Source organism: Pseudomonas sp. PP3, from assembly GCF_905336995.1.
GTDB classification, from domain to species: Bacteria; Pseudomonadota; Gammaproteobacteria; order Pseudomonadales; family Pseudomonadaceae; genus Aquipseudomonas; species Aquipseudomonas reinekei.
The window spans coordinates 4858805-4875695 of the sequence record NZ_HG995459.1 but is presented as its reverse complement, the minus strand read 5'-3'; the positions used below and the strand labels follow the sequence as shown (position 1 = coordinate 4875695).

The 16891-nt window shown below is 60.9% G+C and carries 17 protein-coding genes; 13 read left to right on the top strand and 4 right to left on the bottom strand.

Going from position 1 to position 16891, the window contains the following annotated elements:
• Nucleotides 1–54 precede the first annotated feature (54 nt).
• The 5 genes from KHO07_RS22185 to KHO07_RS22165 all read left to right on the top strand — a co-directional run bounded on the left by KHO07_RS22185 (nucleotide 55) and on the right by KHO07_RS22165 (nucleotide 5516).
• Nucleotides 55–1365, top strand: a complete 1311-nt coding sequence (locus KHO07_RS22185) for a citrate-proton symporter (RefSeq protein WP_150705149.1) — start codon at nucleotides 55–57, stop codon at nucleotides 1363–1365.
• Nucleotides 1366–1385: 20 nt separating this feature from the next.
• Nucleotides 1386–2810: an amidase gene (locus KHO07_RS22180; protein ID WP_244858320.1), complete on the top strand. Its 1425-nt coding sequence runs from the start codon at nucleotides 1386–1388 to the stop codon at nucleotides 2808–2810.
• A gap of 82 nt (nucleotides 2811–2892) precedes the next feature.
• A complete protein-coding gene (locus tag KHO07_RS22175) occupies nucleotides 2893–3663 on the top strand; it encodes an IclR family transcriptional regulator (protein WP_150732203.1) in 771 nt (256 codons plus the stop codon).
• A 103-nt stretch (nucleotides 3664–3766) separates the two neighbouring features.
• Nucleotides 3767–4357 carry a YceI family protein gene (locus tag KHO07_RS22170; RefSeq protein WP_075947543.1) on the top strand — a complete coding sequence of 197 codons (591 nt, stop codon included), beginning with the start codon at nucleotides 3767–3769 and terminating at the stop codon, nucleotides 4355–4357.
• Between the two features lies 1 nt (nucleotide 4358).
• Complete coding sequence (locus KHO07_RS22165) at nucleotides 4359–5516, top strand: phosphatidylserine/phosphatidylglycerophosphate/cardiolipin synthase family protein (RefSeq protein WP_212625559.1); 1158 nt, start codon at nucleotides 4359–4361, stop codon at nucleotides 5514–5516.
• Between the two features lie 279 nt (nucleotides 5517–5795).
• On the opposite strand, the gene bglX is transcribed toward KHO07_RS22165, so the two are convergent.
• Complete coding sequence (gene bglX, locus KHO07_RS22160; RefSeq protein ID WP_212625558.1) at nucleotides 5796–8087, bottom strand: beta-glucosidase BglX; 2292 nt, start codon at nucleotides 8085–8087, stop codon at nucleotides 5796–5798.
• Between the two features lie 236 nt (nucleotides 8088–8323).
• Here bglX and KHO07_RS22155 point away from each other — a divergent pair, with 236 nt between their 5' ends.
• The 4 genes from KHO07_RS22155 (at nucleotide 8324) to KHO07_RS22140 (ending at nucleotide 11712) form a co-directional block, all read left to right on the top strand.
• Nucleotides 8324–8929: a LemA family protein gene (locus KHO07_RS22155; RefSeq protein ID WP_212625557.1), complete on the top strand. Its 606-nt coding sequence runs from the start codon at nucleotides 8324–8326 to the stop codon at nucleotides 8927–8929.
• Nucleotides 8930–8958: 29 nt separating this feature from the next.
• Nucleotides 8959–9714 carry a TPM domain-containing protein gene (locus KHO07_RS22150; protein WP_150732207.1) on the top strand — a complete coding sequence of 252 codons (756 nt, stop codon included), beginning with the start codon at nucleotides 8959–8961 and terminating at the stop codon, nucleotides 9712–9714.
• Nucleotides 9715–9742: 28 nt separating this feature from the next.
• Entirely contained in the window at nucleotides 9743–10360 is a 618-nt protein-coding gene (locus tag KHO07_RS22145; RefSeq protein WP_212625556.1) for a TPM domain-containing protein, read from the top strand.
• 137 nt (nucleotides 10361–10497) lie between these two features.
• On the top strand, nucleotides 10498–11712 hold the full coding sequence (locus KHO07_RS22140) for an SAM-dependent methyltransferase (RefSeq protein ID WP_212625555.1): 1215 nt from the start codon (nucleotides 10498–10500) through the stop codon (nucleotides 11710–11712).
• 74 nt (nucleotides 11713–11786) lie between these two features.
• Here KHO07_RS22140 and KHO07_RS22135 read toward each other — a convergent pair whose 3' ends face one another.
• On the bottom strand, nucleotides 11787–12677 hold the full coding sequence (locus tag KHO07_RS22135) for a DMT family transporter (protein WP_212625554.1): 891 nt from the start codon (nucleotides 12675–12677) through the stop codon (nucleotides 11787–11789).
• Nucleotides 12678–13012: 335 nt separating this feature from the next.
• Here KHO07_RS22135 and KHO07_RS22130 point away from each other — a divergent pair, with 335 nt between their 5' ends.
• The 3 genes from KHO07_RS22130 (at nucleotide 13013) to KHO07_RS22120 (ending at nucleotide 14377) form a co-directional block, all read left to right on the top strand.
• A complete protein-coding gene (locus KHO07_RS22130) occupies nucleotides 13013–13594 on the top strand; it encodes a DJ-1/PfpI family protein (RefSeq protein ID WP_212625553.1) in 582 nt (193 codons plus the stop codon).
• Nucleotides 13595–13607: 13 nt separating this feature from the next.
• Complete coding sequence (locus KHO07_RS22125; protein ID WP_212625552.1) at nucleotides 13608–13913, top strand: ribbon-helix-helix domain-containing protein; 306 nt, start codon at nucleotides 13608–13610, stop codon at nucleotides 13911–13913.
• Nucleotides 13914–14032: 119 nt separating this feature from the next.
• Nucleotides 14033–14377, top strand: coding sequence for a YegP family protein (locus KHO07_RS22120; RefSeq protein ID WP_212625551.1), 345 nt, complete (start codon nucleotides 14033–14035; stop codon nucleotides 14375–14377).
• A gap of 130 nt (nucleotides 14378–14507) precedes the next feature.
• On the opposite strand, the gene KHO07_RS22115 is transcribed toward KHO07_RS22120, so the two are convergent.
• Both KHO07_RS22115 and KHO07_RS22110 read right to left on the bottom strand, forming a co-directional pair.
• On the bottom strand, nucleotides 14508–15395 hold the full coding sequence (locus tag KHO07_RS22115; RefSeq protein WP_212625550.1) for a dihydrodipicolinate synthase family protein: 888 nt from the start codon (nucleotides 15393–15395) through the stop codon (nucleotides 14508–14510).
• A gap of 31 nt (nucleotides 15396–15426) precedes the next feature.
• On the bottom strand, nucleotides 15427–16209 hold the full coding sequence (locus KHO07_RS22110; protein ID WP_150732215.1) for an aldolase: 783 nt from the start codon (nucleotides 16207–16209) through the stop codon (nucleotides 15427–15429).
• Between the two features lie 111 nt (nucleotides 16210–16320).
• Here KHO07_RS22110 and KHO07_RS22105 point away from each other — a divergent pair, with 111 nt between their 5' ends.
• Entirely contained in the window at nucleotides 16321–16863 is a 543-nt protein-coding gene (locus KHO07_RS22105) for an XRE family transcriptional regulator (RefSeq protein WP_034150121.1), read from the top strand.
• Nucleotides 16864–16891 lie beyond the last annotated feature (28 nt).

Genomic DNA, 16891 nt, shown 5'->3' with positions numbered 1-16891 from the left:
ACGGGCGCGCGCTGGCGTGCCCGCCGTTACCCATCAGGTTTTTGGAGAGTTCCCATGCAGACTTCGAGCACTGGCGTTTCGCGCACCCGGCAGGTGGTCGCCGCCGTTATCGGTAACGCGCTGGAATGGTATGACTTCATCGTTTACGGCTTTCTGGCGAGCATCATCGCCCGGCAATTTTTCCCGTCTGAAGACGAATACGCATCGCTGCTGATGGCGCTGGCGACCTTCGGCGTTGGCTTCTTCATGCGCCCGGTGGGCGGCATTCTGTTGGGCATGTACTCGGACCGCAAAGGCCGCAAGGCAGCGATGCAGATGATCATCCGCCTGATGACCGTGTCCATCGCCCTGATCGCCTTTGCACCGAACTACGCCGCGATCGGCATGGGCGCGCCGCTGCTGATCGTGGTTGCACGGATGCTGCAAGGCTTCGCCACGGGCGGCGAATACGCCAGCGCCACGGCGTTCCTGGTGGAGAGTGCGCCCGCGCATCGCAAGGGTTTGTACGGCTCGTGGCAATTGGTCGGGCAGTGCCTGGCGGTGTTTTCCGGCGCGGGCATGGTGGCGTTGTTCACTCACCTGCTGACCCCTGAGGCGCTGGACAGCTGGGGCTGGCGGATCCCGTTCATGATCGGCTTGTTGATCGGTCCGGTGGGCTTGTGGATTCGCAAGCACATGGAGGAACCGGAGGAGTTTCTTGAAGCGCGCAAACAGGCCAAAGGCGCCAGCCCGAGCTTGATGCAAGTGATCCGCGAACATCGCCGCGCCATTCTGGTGTCGATGGGCCTGGCGTGCGGTGCGACCGTGTCGTTCTACGTGGTGCTGGTGAACATGCCGACGTTCGCCCACAAGAATCTTGGCTTGCCGCTGGACCAGGTGTTGTTGGTGCAAATGCTGGCCGTGGCGCTGATGACGGTGATCATTCCATTGTCCGGTGCACTGTCGGATCGCCTGGGCCGACGCCCGGTATTGATGGCCTTCACCCTGGCGTTTTTCGTGATGGTGTATCCGCTTTACGTGTGGGTCGCGGCAGCACCTTCCATCGAGCGCTTGCTGGTGATGCAACTGTTGCTGTGCAGCGCGATTGGCGGCTTTTTCGGCCCGGCACCGACCGCGCTGGCCGAGCAGTTTCCGATTGAAGTGCGCTCCACCGGGGTATCAGTGGCCTACAACGTGGCGGTCATGGTCTTCGGCGGTTTTGCGCCGTTGATCGTCACCTGGCTGAGCAAGGTGTTGGCGACACCGGTGGCGCCGTCGTTCTACGTGTTGTTCGCTTGCCTGCTGACGCTATTGGGGACTTACTGCATGCAGGAAGCACCACGGGCAAAGCGATCTGTCGAACTCAACCTTGAGGTGAAACCTTGAGCATCAATCCAATTGTAGAAATGGACGCCGATGCGCTGTCCCGGGCCATCCACGGGCGGCAGGTGTCTTGTCGCGAGGTAATGCAGGCGTATCTGACGCAAATCGAGCGCTTCAATCCGCAGGTCAATGCGCTGGTGTCGCTGCGTGCGGACGATGAATTGCTGGCCGAAGCGGACGCCTGCGACCGGCAACTGGACCAGGGCCAGTCCCGTGGCTGGATGCACGGCATGCCGCAAGCGGTCAAAGACCTGGCCGCCACTTCCGGTTTGCGCACCACCATGGGCTCGCCGCTGTTTGCCGGGCAAGTGCCGCAGCACGACGCCATCAGCGTGGCGCGGGTGCGTGACTGCGGGGCGATCATCATCGGCAAGAGCAACGTCCCGGAATTCGGTCTTGGTTCGCACACCTACAACAGCGTGTTCGGCACCACCACCAATGCCTACGATCCGACGCTGGCCGCCGGTGGCAGCAGCGGCGGGGCGGCGGTGGCGCTGGCGTTGCGCATGCTGCCGGTGGCCGACGGCAGCGACATGATGGGCTCGCTGCGCAACCCGGCGGCGTTCAACAACGTCTTCGGTTTTCGCCCGTCCCAAGGCCGCGTGCCGCACGGTCCGCAGCCGGAGGTGTTTGTCCAGCAACTGGCGACTGAAGGGCCGATGGGCCGCACGGTCACCGATGTCACACGGTTGCTCGGGACGCAGGCCGGTTACGACTCGCGCGTGCCGTTGTCGCAGACGCAGGACCCGGCCATTTTCCATCAATCACTGGCGCAGGATTTCAGCGAGGTCCGCGTGGGATGGCTGGGGGACTACAACGGTTATCTGCCCATGGACCCCGGTGTGATGAGCCTGTGCGAATCGGCGCTGCAGGACTTCGCGGCACTCGGTTGCAAGGTCGAAGCGTGTCAGCCGGATTTCTCCATGGAGCCCCTGTGGCAAACCTGGCTGACCCATAGGCACTGGCTGGTGCAAGGCAGCCTCGGTGCGTTGTACGCCGACCCACAGAAACGCGAGCAACTCAAAGCCGAAGCGCAATGGGAAGTCGAAGGCGGGCTGCGCCTGACGGCAGCGGATGTCTATCAGGCTTCGGTCAACCGTAGCGACTGGTATCGGGCCTTGAACGAGCTGTTCGAACGTTACGACTTCCTGTTGCTGCCCACCGCCCAAGTGTTTCCTTTTGATGCACAAACACCCTGGCCGCGCGTCGTTGGCGGGCAGAGCATGGACACTTACCACCGCTGGATGGAAGTCGTCATCGGGCCGACCCTGGCCGGATTGCCGAGCATGAACGTCCCCGTGGGTTTCAGCCCGGGCGGACTGCCGATGGGCCTGCAAATCATTGGCCCGGCCCAGGCTGACTTCGCGGTGCTGCAACTGGCGTATGCCCACGAGCAGCTGACCCAGTGGGTCAAGCGTCGGCCGCCCGGTTGTCTGCAAAACGCCTGAGCCTTTGGGGGCGGCGCGCATCTTGCTGTACTTTGAAAAAAGAGCAAGCGAGCGTCCATTCCGGCTGAGGGAGATCGAACCGATGGAGACCAAGGCAGAAACCGGCAGCGTGCGTTCGGTCGAGCGTGCGTTGGCGATCGTCGAACTGCTCGGCGAGCATCAGGCGTTGGGGCTGGAGGAACTGCATTACCTGACGCGCCTGCCCAAGGCCACCGTGTCGCGCATGCTGTTGACCTTGCAGGAGCAGGGCTGGATCTACCGCGGCTTGAGCGACCGGCGTTACCGCTTGTGCGCCAAGCGTTTGTTTGGCGACAGCCAGCAACGCTTCAAGCGACGACTGGTGGAAAACGCTGCGCCGTTGTTGCTGGAGTTGAGCGAACGCACCGGGCTGGTGGTGGACCTGTCGTGCTTCGACGGCGAACGAATCGAGGTCATGGAAAGTGCCATTCCCACGGTGCTGCGCAAACGTTACCCAAACAATTGCCAGATCGTCGGCCAGCACGCCAGCCTGTTTCATTCGGCCATGGGCCGGGCTTGTCTGGGGGAACTGGACAGCCATGAAGTGCAGCGCCTGGCCGAGCGTGAACGATTGAGCGACGAAACGCTGTTCAATACCTCGCAAACGGCATTGCATCAGGGCTTTGGCCAACGCACCGAAGGTTACTGGGAATACCCGGTGCGCTTGCCGTTCCTGATTCGCGCGGTGGCCTTGCCGATCCGTACCGATGGCCGACTGGTCGGCAGCATGGCGCTGCACTGGCCGATGGATCAGGCACCGGTGGAGCGGGTGCTGAACCTGCACCTCAACAGCCTGGCCACGACCATTGGCGATGTGCAGCAGGCGATGGCCTGAGTGGAACTTGTTTTGGTTTAGAGACTCAAGGCAACACATTTCTTGCAACCTGTGACAGGCCGGTTAAGGTTCAGCACAGGTTTACTTGCCCCCACGAGTCTCTATGTCCAAGCGGTCAGTCACCCACACCCTTGCTTTACTGCTGTTGGCCGGCGCTTCGCTGTCGGCCCAGGCCAACTGGTATCTGGACGGCGAGTCTTCGCGGCTGTCGTTCGTCAGCACCAAAAACGCCAATGTTTCCGAAGTGCAGCGCTTTCTGGTGCTGCACGGCAAAGTCGATCCCAAAGGCCTGGCGCAGGTTGAAGTCGAGCTGGACTCGATCAACAGCGGCATTCCGCTGCGTGATGAGCGCATGCGTAACAACCTGTTCGAGATCGACAAATTTCCCGAAGCGCTGATCACCACGCAAATCGACCTGCGCCCGATCAACGACCTCGCTCCCGGTGCGCAACTGGAGTTGCGGCTGCCGCTGACTGTCGACCTTCACGGCAAGCAACACACCTACGACGCCGAACTGCTGGCCACCCGCCTGGATGACCGGCGCTTCCAGGTGGTGACGCTGGAACCGCTGGTGATCAATGCCGAAGACTTCGACCTGGCGCCGGGTCTGGAAGCGTTGCGCAAGGTCGCCGGTTTGTCGGCCATCAGCCTGTCGGTGCCGGTGGGTGCGGTGCTGATTTTTACGGCGCGTTGACATGGCCGGGGCGATTTTTCCGTGGCGTGAAGGCAACCACTTCGAACTGCTGATCGACGGTCCGCAGTTTTTCCCGCGCATGCTGGTGGCGATTGCCCGTGCCGAGGAGCAGGTCGAGCTGGAGTTGTACCTGGTGGAGGCGGGCGCCTGTGCCGAGGCCATGGTCCAGGCGCTGGTCCAGGCAGCCGAACGCGGTGTGCGGGTGCGTTGCCTGTTCGATGATTACGGCAGCCTCGCGTTCACCCTGGCCTTGCGCCAGCGGCTGATGGCGGCCGGGGTCGAATTGCGTTTCTACAATCGCCTGAACTGGCGGCGCTGGGTCGGCAATTTTTACCGCGATCATCGTAAGCTGTTGCTGGTCGATCAGAGCATGGCGGTGGTCGGTGGTACTGGCGTCACCGATGAGTTCTGGACGCCGGGCGAAGACGTCAGTGAATGGCACGAAGTGATGGTGGAAATCACCGGCCCGCTGGTGCTCGACTGGCAACTGTTGTTCGACCGCCAATGGATCGCCAACCGCCATCGCCGCGCCTGGAAACCCGCCGCGCATTTCGGTTTGCCGCGTTTGCCTCGCGTGCCGTCGATGGGCGAGGGCATGGGCCGCGTTGCCTACGCCGACGCCCGCCAGCACCGCGACATTCTGCAGTCGCTGATTCGTGCACTGAACAGCGGCCACAAGCGCATCTGGCTGGCCACACCGTACTTTCTGCCGACCTGGAAAGTCCGTCGCTCATTGCGTCGTGCGGCTGGTCGCGGCGTCGATGTGCGCCTGCTGCTGACCGGGCCACGCACCGATCACCCGTCCGTGCGTTACGCCGGGCATCGCTACTATCCGCGCCTGCTCAAGGCCGGGGTGAAGATCTACGAATACCAACCGTGTTTCCTGCACCTGAAAATGGTGTTGATCGACGACTGGGTCAGCATCGGCTCGTGCAACTTCGATCACTGGAATTTGCGCTTCAACCTGGAAGCCAACCTCGAAGCACTGGACCCCGGACTGACCCGGGACGTGGCGGCGAGTTTTGAGAAGGACTTCGCGCTCAGCCAGGAAGTAAGCCTTGAAGCCTGGCGACGCCGACCGCTGTGGCGGCGGATCAAGCAGCGGGTGTGGGGATGGGTGGATCGGCTGGTGGTGAATCTGCTGGATCGACGGGGTTGATCCCGAATTCCTGAACACCCACAAACCACTGTAGGAGCTGGCTTGCCAACGATGGCGCCATAACATCCAACATCTTCGCTGGATGTTACGCGATGCCCTTGTAGGAGCTGGCTTGCCAGCGATGAGGCCATAACATCCAACATCTTCGCTGGATATTACGCGATGCCCTTGTAGGAGCTGGCTTGCCAGCGATGGGGCCATAGCATTCAACATCTTCGTTGGATATTAAACAGCCATCGCTGGCAAGCCAGCTCCTACAGAGGGTCGTGATGTGTTGGATTACAACAACTCAAAACTCTGCTGCGTCACATCCTGGGAATCCAGGCCGATCTGCACATTGAACTTGCCCGGTTCAGCCGCGTACTTGAGCTGGCTGTTGAAGAACTTCAGGTCATCCTCGGCGATGGTGAAGTGCAGGACCTTCTGTTCGCCCGCCTTGAGCAGCACTTTCTGGAAGTTCTTCAATTCCTTGATCGGGCGAATCATCGAGCCGGTCACGTCCTGGATGTACAGCTGCACCACGGTTTCGCCGTCACGCTTGCCGGTGTTTTTCACCGTGACGCTGGCGTCGAGCTTGCCGGTCTTGTTCAGCGTGGTCGACGACAAGGCCATGTCGCTCAGGCTGAAATCGGTGTAGCTCAGGCCGAAACCGAACGGGAACAGCGGACCGGTGGTGTCATCGAAATACTGCGAGGTGTAGTTGCCCGGCTTGCCAGGCGTGAACGGCCGGCCAATGCTCAGGTGGTTGTAGTAGGTCGGAATCTGGCCCACCGAGCGCGGGAAGGTGATCGGCAGTTTGCCCGACGGGTTGTAGTCGCCGAACAGCACGTCGGCAATGGCGTTGCCGCCCTCGGTGCCGCTGAACCAGGTTTCCAGGATCGCGTCGGCCTGTTCCTTCTCTTCGAGGATCGACAGCGGGCGGCCGTTCATCAACACCAGCACCAGCGGTTTGCCGGTGGCTTTCAGGGCACGGATCAGCTCGCGCTGGTTTTCCGGGATGTTCAGATCGGTACGGCTCGACGATTCGTGGGACATGCCACGGGACTCACCCACCGCCGCGACCACTACGTCAGCATCCTTGGCGGCTTTTACCGCTTCGTCGATCAACACGTTCGCCGGGCGCGGGTCATCGACCACTTCCGGGGCATCGAAGTTGAGGAAGTTCAGGTAGTCGAGGACCTTCTTGTCGCTGGTGATGTTGGCGCCACGGGCGTAGATCAGGGTCGATTTATCGCCCAGCGCGGCACTCATGCCATCGAACAGGGTCACCGATTGCGCCGGGCGACCGGCAGCGGCCCAGCTGCCCATCATGTCGATCGGCGCCTTGGCCAGTGGACCGACCAGGGCCACTTTCGCGGTTTTCTTCAGCGGCAGGGTTTCGTTCTGGTTCTTCAACAGCACCAGGCTGCGACGCGCGACGTCGCGGGCCTCGGCGCGGTGCAGGCGGCTGTCGGCGTAGGTGTCGGCCGGATCATCCTCGGCCTTGCCGATGCGCAGGTACGGGTCCTTGAACAGGCCCATGTCGTACTTGGCGTCGAGCACCGCACGCACGGCGTTGTCGATGTCGCTCTGCTGGATCTCGCCGGACTTCAGCAAGCCCGGCAGTTCCTTGCCGTACAAGGTGTCGTTCATGCTCATGTGGATGCCGGCCTTGATCGCCAGCTTCGCCGCTTCACGGCCATCGCGTGCGACGCCGTGCTTGATCAGCTCGAAAATCGCCCCGTGGTCGCTGACGGCCAGGCCCTTGAAGCCCCATTCCTTGCGCAACAGGTCGTTCATCAGCCAGGTGTCGGCGGTGGCTGGCACGCCGTTGATCGAGTTCAGCGCAACCATCACGCCGCCGGCACCGGCATCAATCGCCGCGCGGTACGGCGGCAGGTAGTCCTGGTACATCTTGACCGGGCTCATGTCGACCACGTTGTAGTCGCGACCACCCTCGACCGCGCCATACAGGGCGAAGTGCTTGACGCTGGCCATGATGCTGTCGGCCGCATTGGCGCCAGCCCCCTGGAAGGCCTTGACCATCACCCCGGCAATGCGCGACACCAGGTAAGTGTCTTCGCCGAAACCTTCGGAGGTGCGGCCCCAACGCGGGTCGCGGGAGATGTCGACCATCGGCGCAAAGGTGATGTCGAGGCTGTCAGCCGCGGCTTCCTTGGCGGCGATACGCCCGGACAGGCCGATGGCCTCCATGTCCCAGCTCGACGCCAGGGCCAGCGGGATCGGGAAAATGGTACGGTGGCCGTGGATCACGTCATAGGCGAAGAACATCGGGATCTTCAAGCGGCTGCGCATGGCCGCGTCCTGCATCGGACGGTTTTCCGGGCGGGTGATCGAGTTGAACGTGCCGCCGATGTTGCCCGCTGCAATTTCCTTGCGGATCATCTCCCGGGGCATTTCCGGGCCGATGCTGATCAGGCGCAGCTGGCCGATTTTTTCATCGAGGGTCATTTGCTTCATCAGGTTGCTGACGAAGGCGTCCTTGTTCTCCAGAGGTGCGGGCGTCGTGGCGGCCAATACGTTATGACTGGCCAGGCTGACGAACAGGCCCAGCAAACACAGCTTATTCATGAATAGTTTTCTCAAGGGCCCAAACGGCGATGTACACGCCGGCCAGCCAAAATTTAGGGAGCGACTATTGTTGTTCGGGTACCGGTGCAAAAAATGCCGGATACGGTTGTTTGCGCAGGGCATCTTTTAGCCCATTGCCCCGATGCAATCCAGTGGCGCGGCCGATTATGCCCCAAGAGCCGGCCGAGAGGGTCGCCGGTTGTTTTTTCCATGCCTGTGAAGGGAGCATCACTGATATGAATGTACGACAGTCCTACCGATCGAGCCTGCAAGTTGCCACGTTATTGGTGCTCGCTACGTTGCTGACCGCCTGCGGTATCAACAACATTCCGACCCTCGACGAACAGGCCAAGGCTGCCTGGGGCCAGGTGCAAAACCAGTATCAGCGGCGCGCCGACCTGATCCCCAACCTGGTGGAAACCGTCAAGGGCTACGCCGCCCATGAAAAGGAAACCCTGACCGCCGTGATTGAGGCACGGGCCAAGGCGACCTCGATTCAGGTCGATGCCTCAACCCTCGATAACCCGGAAAAACTCAAGCAGTACCAACAGGCTCAGGATCAGCTCAGCGGTGCCTTGAGCCGCTTGATGGTGGTGTCCGAGCGCTATCCGGACCTCAAGGCCAACCAGAATTTTCTCGCCCTGCAATCGCAGCTTGAAGGCACCGAAAACCGCATCAGCGTGGCCCGGCGGGATTTCATTCTGGCGGTGCAGAAATACAACACCGAGATCCGCACCTTCCCCGGTCGGCTGTGGCACAGCGTGATGTACAGCGACTTGCAGGTACGCGAAACCTTCGAAGCCACGCCGGGTTCGGAAAAACCGCCCGAAGTTAAGTTCTGATCGGTGCGTCACCACGGGCGAGGTTGCACATGCGCGTCTTGAAAGCTGGCCTGGTGCTGTTGCTGTGGGTATTTGCCCTGGCGGCACAAGCCGAATTGAAGTTCCCTGAACTGACCGGTCGGGTGGTGGACAACGCCGGGATGATCGAACCGGTGGTGCGTGAGCAACTGACGCAACAGCTTCAGGCCCACGAAAAAGCCACCGGTGAGCAACTGGTGGTCGTAACGTTGCCGGATTTGCAGGGCACTGACATTGCCGACTTCGGTTATCAACTGGGGCGCCACTGGGGCATCGGGCAAAAAGACAAGAACAACGGCGCGCTACTGATCGTCGCGCGGGATGAGCGAAAACTGCGTATCGAAGTCGGCTATGGCCTGGAAGATCGCCTGACCGATGCGCAGAGTTCGGTGATCATCCATCAGGTGATCACCCCCGCGTTCAAGGCCGGCCATTTCAGCAAGGGCATCAGCGACGGCGTCGCGGCGATGCTGGTGGTGCTGGGCGGAAATCCGCTGGATGAACCATCAACCGTGTATGAATCCACCGGCGATCCGAGTGATGATTTCATCTCGCGGCATCCCGGCCTGTTCGTGTTTTTGCTGCTGTTGTTCATCCTGACTGTGTTTGTTTGCCAGATGCTCGGTATTCTTCCCGCCGGCCGGGGCGGTTCAGGCGGATCCGGTGGTGGTTTCGGCGGAGGCGGTTTTGGCGGTGGCGGTGGCGGTGGGGGCTTTAGCGGCGGCGGTGGCAGTTTCGGCGGCGGTGGTTCATCCGGCGGTTGGTAACAACACAAATGAGCAGGCATTTCACAACATGGCATTACTGACTGAACACGAACAACGCAAAGTCGCCGAAGCGATTGCCCGGGTCGAGCGTGACACCGACGCCGAACTGGTGACCGTGCTCGCGGCCCGCGCCGACGACTATGCGTACATCCCGCTGCTGTGGGCCAGCCTGCTGGCGCTGGTGGTGCCGGGGATCGTGCATTACCTGACGGGCTGGCTGACCCTGCACAGCCTGCTGATGGTGCAGTGGATTTCCTTCATCGTGTTGTGCCTGGTGTTCCGGTTGCCGAAAGTCACCACCCACCTGATTCCGCGCTCGGTCCGTCACTGGCGCGCCTCGAACCTGGCGCGCCGGCAGTTCCTGGAGCAGAACCTGCACCACACCGAAGGCAGCACCGGCATTCTGATTTTCGTCTCTGAAGCCGAGCGCTACGTGGAGATCCTGGTGGACGAGGGCATTTCCAGCCGCCTCGACAATAAGAACTGGGACGCGATTGTCGCCGCCTTCACCCAGCAGGTGCGGCAGGGGCAGACGCTGCAAGGGTTTGTCAGTTGCGTCGAGGCATGCGGTGAGTTGCTCAAGGTGCATGTACCAGTGACGCATGTGCGAAATGAGTTGCCGAATCGCCTGGTGGTGTTGGGCTGACAATCCCTATTGTGGCGTTCCGACAAGCTCCGTCGCCACAGAATTCTTGCCGTTCAGCAAATAACCGCGTGTTCCTTGACGCCATCCCCCCTAAAATACCCGCCATTCTCGATCCGCCCGCCTGAGGCCGTTTTTTCATGTCTGTCACCGCCACTCCCGCCAGCCTCGCGCCGGATCATCACGCCCAGTTCATCGACCTGCTGCAAAGCAGCCTCGAGCAAAACGCCTTCATCAAACTGGTGCTGGCCAAGTACGTGGGCGATGAAACCGATCTGCAGCGGATTATCATCAAACCGGTGACGGTCAAGACGCAGCCTTGCCTGTCCTTCGTCTACCGCTACAAAACCCGCGACATCACCAAGAACCTGCCGCTGGCCGAAGGCGTGGCGAGCATTGCCGAGCTGCTGCCGGCCTCGTTCAAAAATGCGCATCTGTTGGCACTGACCGACGAAGCCCAGCTGGAATACAGCAAAAAGGGCAAGCCTTCGCTGTTCAAGAGCAAACCTCAGCAATTGCGTGAAGTGCCGTCCGCTGAGCACAACCGCGAGAAAAACCGTTTTCTGGATTTGAGCCGACCGTTCCTTGCCGACCTCGGCGTGACCAACAGCAAGCACGAGCTGATCCCGGCGATGTCGCGCAAGTGGAAGCAGATCAACAAGTTCATCGAAGTGTTCAGCCATGCGCTGACCTCGTCGCCGCTGGCGCTGGACAAACCGGTGCGCGTAGCGGACTTCGGCTCGGGCAAGGGTTACCTGACCTTCGCCATTCACGATTACCTGCGCAACACCCTGAACGCCGACGGCGAAGTGACCGGGGTCGAGCTGCGTGAAGACATGGTCACCCTGTGCAATGCGGCGGCCGCCAAACTCGAGCATCCGGGGCTGGTGTTCAAGTGCGGCGACGTGCGCAGCGTGGCGCCGAGCGAGCTGGACGTGATGATCGCGCTGCACGCCTGCGACATCGCCACCGACTATGCCATCCACACCGGCATCCGCTCCGGGGCGTCGATCATCATGTGCTCGCCGTGTTGCCATAAGCAGATCCGCCTGCAAATCCAGAGCCCGGCCCTGCTCAAGCCGATGCTGCAATACGGTTTGCACCTGGGCCAGCAGGCGGAAATGGTCACCGACAGTTTGCGTGCGCTGTTCCTCGAGGCCTGCGGTTACGAAACCAAGGTGTTCGAGTTCATCTCACTGGACCACACCAACAAGAACAAGATGATCCTGGCGGTCAAACGCGCCGAACCGGTTGACCCGGCCCAGCTGCTGACGAAGATCCAGGAACTGAAGGATTTCTACCACATCACCGAGCATTGCCTGGAAACCCTGCTGCGGGCCGACGGCTATCTCTGATCCCTTGCAGGCGCCGGCTTGCTGGCGATGGCGATCTTGAGGGCGCCATCGCCAGCAAGCCGGCTCCTACAGGTTCAGGCGGTGGCGACGCGGGCGGGTTTGACTGCGGTTTTTCGCCCGAGCATCACAGTGACGATCACCCCGCCGGCAAACAACCACGTCACCGGCTCGACGTGTTCGCCAAAGAACAGCGCGGAAAAGGCGATGGTGAAAAAGATCTGCAGCAACTGGATCTGACTGACCCGGGCGATGCCTCCCATGGCCAACCCGGCGTACCAGGCAAAGAAGCCGATGAACTGCGAAAACAGCGAGACGTACCCGAAGGCCCACCAGGTCTTGGCGGAAATCTCGCCCTGATGCTGCAGCGCCAGATACACCACCGGGCCGATCAGCAGCGGCGTCGACAGCACCAACGCCCAGCAGATCACCTGCCAGCCGCCCATTTCCCTGGCCAATCGGCCACCCTCGGCATAACCCAGGCCACCCACGGCAATCGCACCGAGCATCAGCAAATCGCCCGCCTGAATGCTGCCGGCGCCGCTGATCAGCGCGTAACCGAGCACCAGCGCACTGCCCAACGCGGCGCAGGCCCAGAAGGCTTTCGATGGACGTTCATGGGACAACCACGCGGCGTACAGCGCCACGCACAGCGGCTGCAAACCGTTGACCAATGCACCGTGGGACGCCGGCAAGGTTTGCATGGCCCAGGCTGACAACACCGGAAAACCGAGAATCACCCCGGCAATCACCAGGCTCAGGCCTTTGATCTGTTTCCAGGTCGGCCACTTTTCCCGGCGCCACAGCAACAGCAACGCCGCCGGAACCGCTGCGAACAATGCGCGGCCAAGGCCATTGAGCAGCGGATGGAGTTCCTGCACGACGATGCGTGTGAAGGGCAGGGTGAGGCTGAAGATGACGACGCCGAGCAGGCCCAAGGCCATGCCGGTGTTTTCGCGGGAGGACATGATGGCGACCGAAATTGTGGGTTATTGGAAGTGCTTTCATCTAGCCATAAACCGTGGGGTTCGCGCTGTTACAGCTAGGCGCAGAGTTATCCGTACAGTTGGGAGCGAAGCTCTTGTGGCGAGGGAGCTTGCTCCCGCTCGGCTGCGCAGCAGTCGTCAAACCTGCGCACGCTTTCTCAAAATAAGACGCAAGGGGCCGCTTCGCAGCCCAGCGGGAGCAAGCTCCCTCGCCACAAAAGCGCAGTGTCCGTAGTAGTCGGTTATTACCCACCCCCGCGGATAAGGACTACCTTGAATACTCCTGCATGCCCACGTTTCCCAGAGGAGTCCTCCCCATGGCCGCTAAAAAAATTCTGATGCTGGTCGGCGATTACGTCGAAGACTACGAAGTGATGGTGCCGTTTCAGGCGCTGCTGATGGTCGGCCATACCGTTCACGCGGTGTGTCCCGACAAAACCGCCGGCCAGACCGTGCGCACGGCCATCCATGACTTCGAAGGCGACCAGACCTACAGCGAGAAACCGGGTCACCTGTTTGCCCTCAATTTCGACTTCGCCAAGGTCAAGGCAGCAGATTACGACGCGGTGCTGATCCCGGGCGGTCGTGCGCCGGAGTACCTGCGCCTGAACGAAAAAGTCCTGGAGCTGGTACACGATTTCGACAAGGCCGGCAAACCGATTGCCGCTGTGTGCCACGGCGCGCAATTGCTGGCGGCGGCGGGGGTTCTCGAAGGGCGCGAGTGCAGCGCTTACCCGGCCTGTGCCCCGGAAGTGCGTCTGGCCGGCGGTACGTTTATCGATATCCCGGTGACGGACGGCCACGTTCAAGGCAATCTGGCCACGGCACCGGCCTGGCCAGCGCACCCGAACTGGCTCGCCGGTTTCCTCGGTTTGCTGGGCACCAAAATCACGCTGTAACGAGGAACCTGTCATGTGCGAGCTCTACGTCAAGGCTGACCCGATTCTCTACGAATCGCGTTCCCGCTCGCTGCGCATCTGCGGTGTGGTGACCACCTTGCGCCTGGAGAACCAGTTCTGGGACATCCTCAGCGAAATCGCCGAGGTCGACGGCATGACCACCAATCAGTTGATCGCCAAGCTGTATGAAGAGGTGATGGACTACCGCGGCGAGGTGGTGAACTTCGCCTCGTTCTTGCGGGTGAGTTGTACGCGCTATTTGAGTCAGCGGCGGGTTGCACCTGCGGGGTTGTCGGTGGTGCGCGCAGTGGTGAAGTAGGAACTCCGCATCGCCCCCATCGCGGGCTTGCCCGCGATGGGGCCCATACAGGCGACAGAAATCCCGGCTTGGTCTTTACTCTGAAGCGCGCAACCTCTCAATCGCCAAGGAGAAACAGCATGTCCGGATGGTACGAAGTGAGTAAGAGCAGCACCGGTCAATTCCGGTTTGTATTGAAAGCGGCGAACGCCGAAACCATTCTGACCAGCGAGCTGTACACCACCCGCGCCGCAGCCGACAAAGGCATCGCGTCGGTCCAGGCCAATAGCCCGCTGGATGAGCGCTACGAGAAGAAAACCACCAAGGATGGCCATCCTTATTTCAATCTCAAGGCCGGCAATCACGAGATCATCGGCAGCAGCGAATCGTATTCCTCCGACGCTGCCATGGACAAAGGCATCGCCAGCGTGAAGGCCAACGGCCCGAGCAAAGTGATCAAGGACAAGACCTTGCCGGTACTTTGAACCCACCACACTTCCCCTGTAGGAGCTGGCTTGCCAGCGATGGGGCCGGCACAGCCAACGATGGTGTCGTCTGACATGACGCTATCGCTGGCAAGCCAGCTCCTACAAAAGGGCTGTGCAGGGTGGCAGATCAACGTAGGGCTTTGAGCAACCCTTGCAGTTGTTCACAACCGGCCTCGCTCAGCGGGAACACCGGCAGCCGCGGATCCCCAACTTCCAGATCGGTCGCCCGCAAACCCGCCTTGATCGTCGCCGGCAAGCCACCCTTGAGGATGAAATCCAGCAACGGCAACTGGCGATAGAACAGCTCGCGTGCCTTGCCCAAATCATTGGCCAGCACCGCTTCGTACAAATCCAGATTGAGCTGCGGGATCAGGTTCGGCGCCGCCGTGCACCAACCTTTGGCCCCGGCCGCGAAGGCTTCCAGCGCCAGCGGATTGCAGCCGTTGTAGAACGGCACCTGGCCCTCGCCCAAGCGTTGCAGTTGATGCATACGCTGAATATCGCCAGTGCTCTCCTTGACCATGGTCACGTTTTCCACGCCGTTGACGATGCGCAGGATCAGGTCCACCGACATATCGGTGCCGCTGGTGGCCGGGTTGTTGTAGAGCATGATCGGCACGCCGATGCTCTCGCCGATGGCGCGGTAGTGGGCGAGGATTTCCGCTTCGCTGAGCTTCCAGTAGGACGTCGGCAGCACCATCACCACGTCAGCGCCGTGGGCTTCGGCGAAGCGTGCGCGGCGCACCGCTTTGGCAGTGGTCAGGTCGGACACACTGACAATGGTCGGCACGCGCTTGGCCACATGCCTGATGCTGAACTCGGCGACCTGGTCCCACTCCGCGTCGCTCAGGTAAGCGCCTTCACCGGTGCTGCCCAGTGGTGCGATGGCATGCACGCCGCCATCGATCAAGCGGTCCATGGAACGCCCGAGCGCGTCAAGATCAACGCCTTCGCCGTTGGCGGTAAACGGGGTGATGGTGTAGCCGATGATGCCGTGAATGGTTGCGCTGGACATGGTGTCTCTCCGTTCAAAAAATGGTCAGGGGTCAGTTCAGGCAATCGGCGTGTTGGCGCAGATTCTGTCGGGCGTAATAGTTGAAAGCGGCGGCGTGGCGTTTCGGCCGGGCAATCCAGTCGTGGGCTTCACGGCCAAGCTCCGGGATGATTGGCTTGATGGTCCCGGCACTCATCGCCAGCAACTGCAACTTGGCTGCGCGTTCGATCAATTGCGCGATCACACAGGCCTCCTCGATGGTGGTGCCGGTGGACAACTGGCCGTGGTGGGAAAGCAGGATCGCCCGTTTGTCGCCCAGTGCACCGGCAATCAACTCGCCCTCTTCGTTGCCGACTGGCACACCGGGCCAGCCTTCGAGGAACGCGCAGTCGTCGTAGAGCGGGCAGAGGTCCATGTGGGAAATCTGCAGCGGCACTTCCAGCATCGACAACGCGGCGACATGGGTCGGGTGGGTGTGAATGATGCAGTTCACATCCGGTCGGGCGCGGTACACCCAACTGTGAAAACGGTTGGCCGGGTTGGGCATGCCGTGGCCTTCGAGCACTTCCAGGTCTTCGTTGACCAGCAGCAGATTGCTCGCGGTGATTTCGTCGAAACCCAGGCCCAGTTGTTGAGTGTAGTAAGTGCCAGGTTGCGGGCCGCGGGCGGTGATTTGCCCGGCCAGACCCGAGTCATGGCCATTCTCGAACAGAATACGGCAGGTCAGGGCCAGCTTTTGCCGGTCGGTCCACGTATTATCGGCGAGGGTGTTTTGCATCTGGTTGAGCGCTTGCTTGACCAGTTGATCTTTGGGCAGTGCTAATGTCTTGGCCATATCGGAGTCCTCTTTGGCTGAGTCATGCAGATGACACGAAAGATGCTATATGACACTTTGTGTCATGAGCAAGGACAATTCGTCACCTTCTTGATGGATTAATCGCTCCACATGTCTATCCGTTTGAAATTATTAAGAAAAAAACTTGGGGTAACCCTTGAGGCGCTGGCGGAAAAATCCGGCATGACCAAGAGTTACCTGTCGAAGGTCGAACGCGGGCTCAACACGCCATCGATTGCGGCTGCGTTGAAACTGGCCAAGGCGTTGAACGTGAAGGTCGAGGAATTGTTCTCGGAGGACAACGTCAGCGTCGACAGCTACAGCCTGGTGCGTAGCCACGAGCGGCAACCTTTGGGCGCCAGCGACGACAATCCGGGTTACGCCGTACTGGCCCATCAGGTGAGTGAACGTAACCTGCTGCCGTTCATCATTTATCCGCCAAGCGAGTTTGCTGACAAAACCTTCAAGGAACATTTGGGCGAAGAGTTTCTGTTCGTCCACGAAGGGCAGGTGGAAGTGGATTTCGTCAGCGAGCGAGTGCTGCTCAATCGGGGTGATGCGCTGCACTTCAACTCACAGAAACCGCACCGGATCCGCTCAGTGGGCGAGGTGCAGGCGCAGCTGCTGGTGGTGGTGCATAGCGCCGAGGAATGAGCGGTGAGGCTCTTTGTGGCGAGGGAGC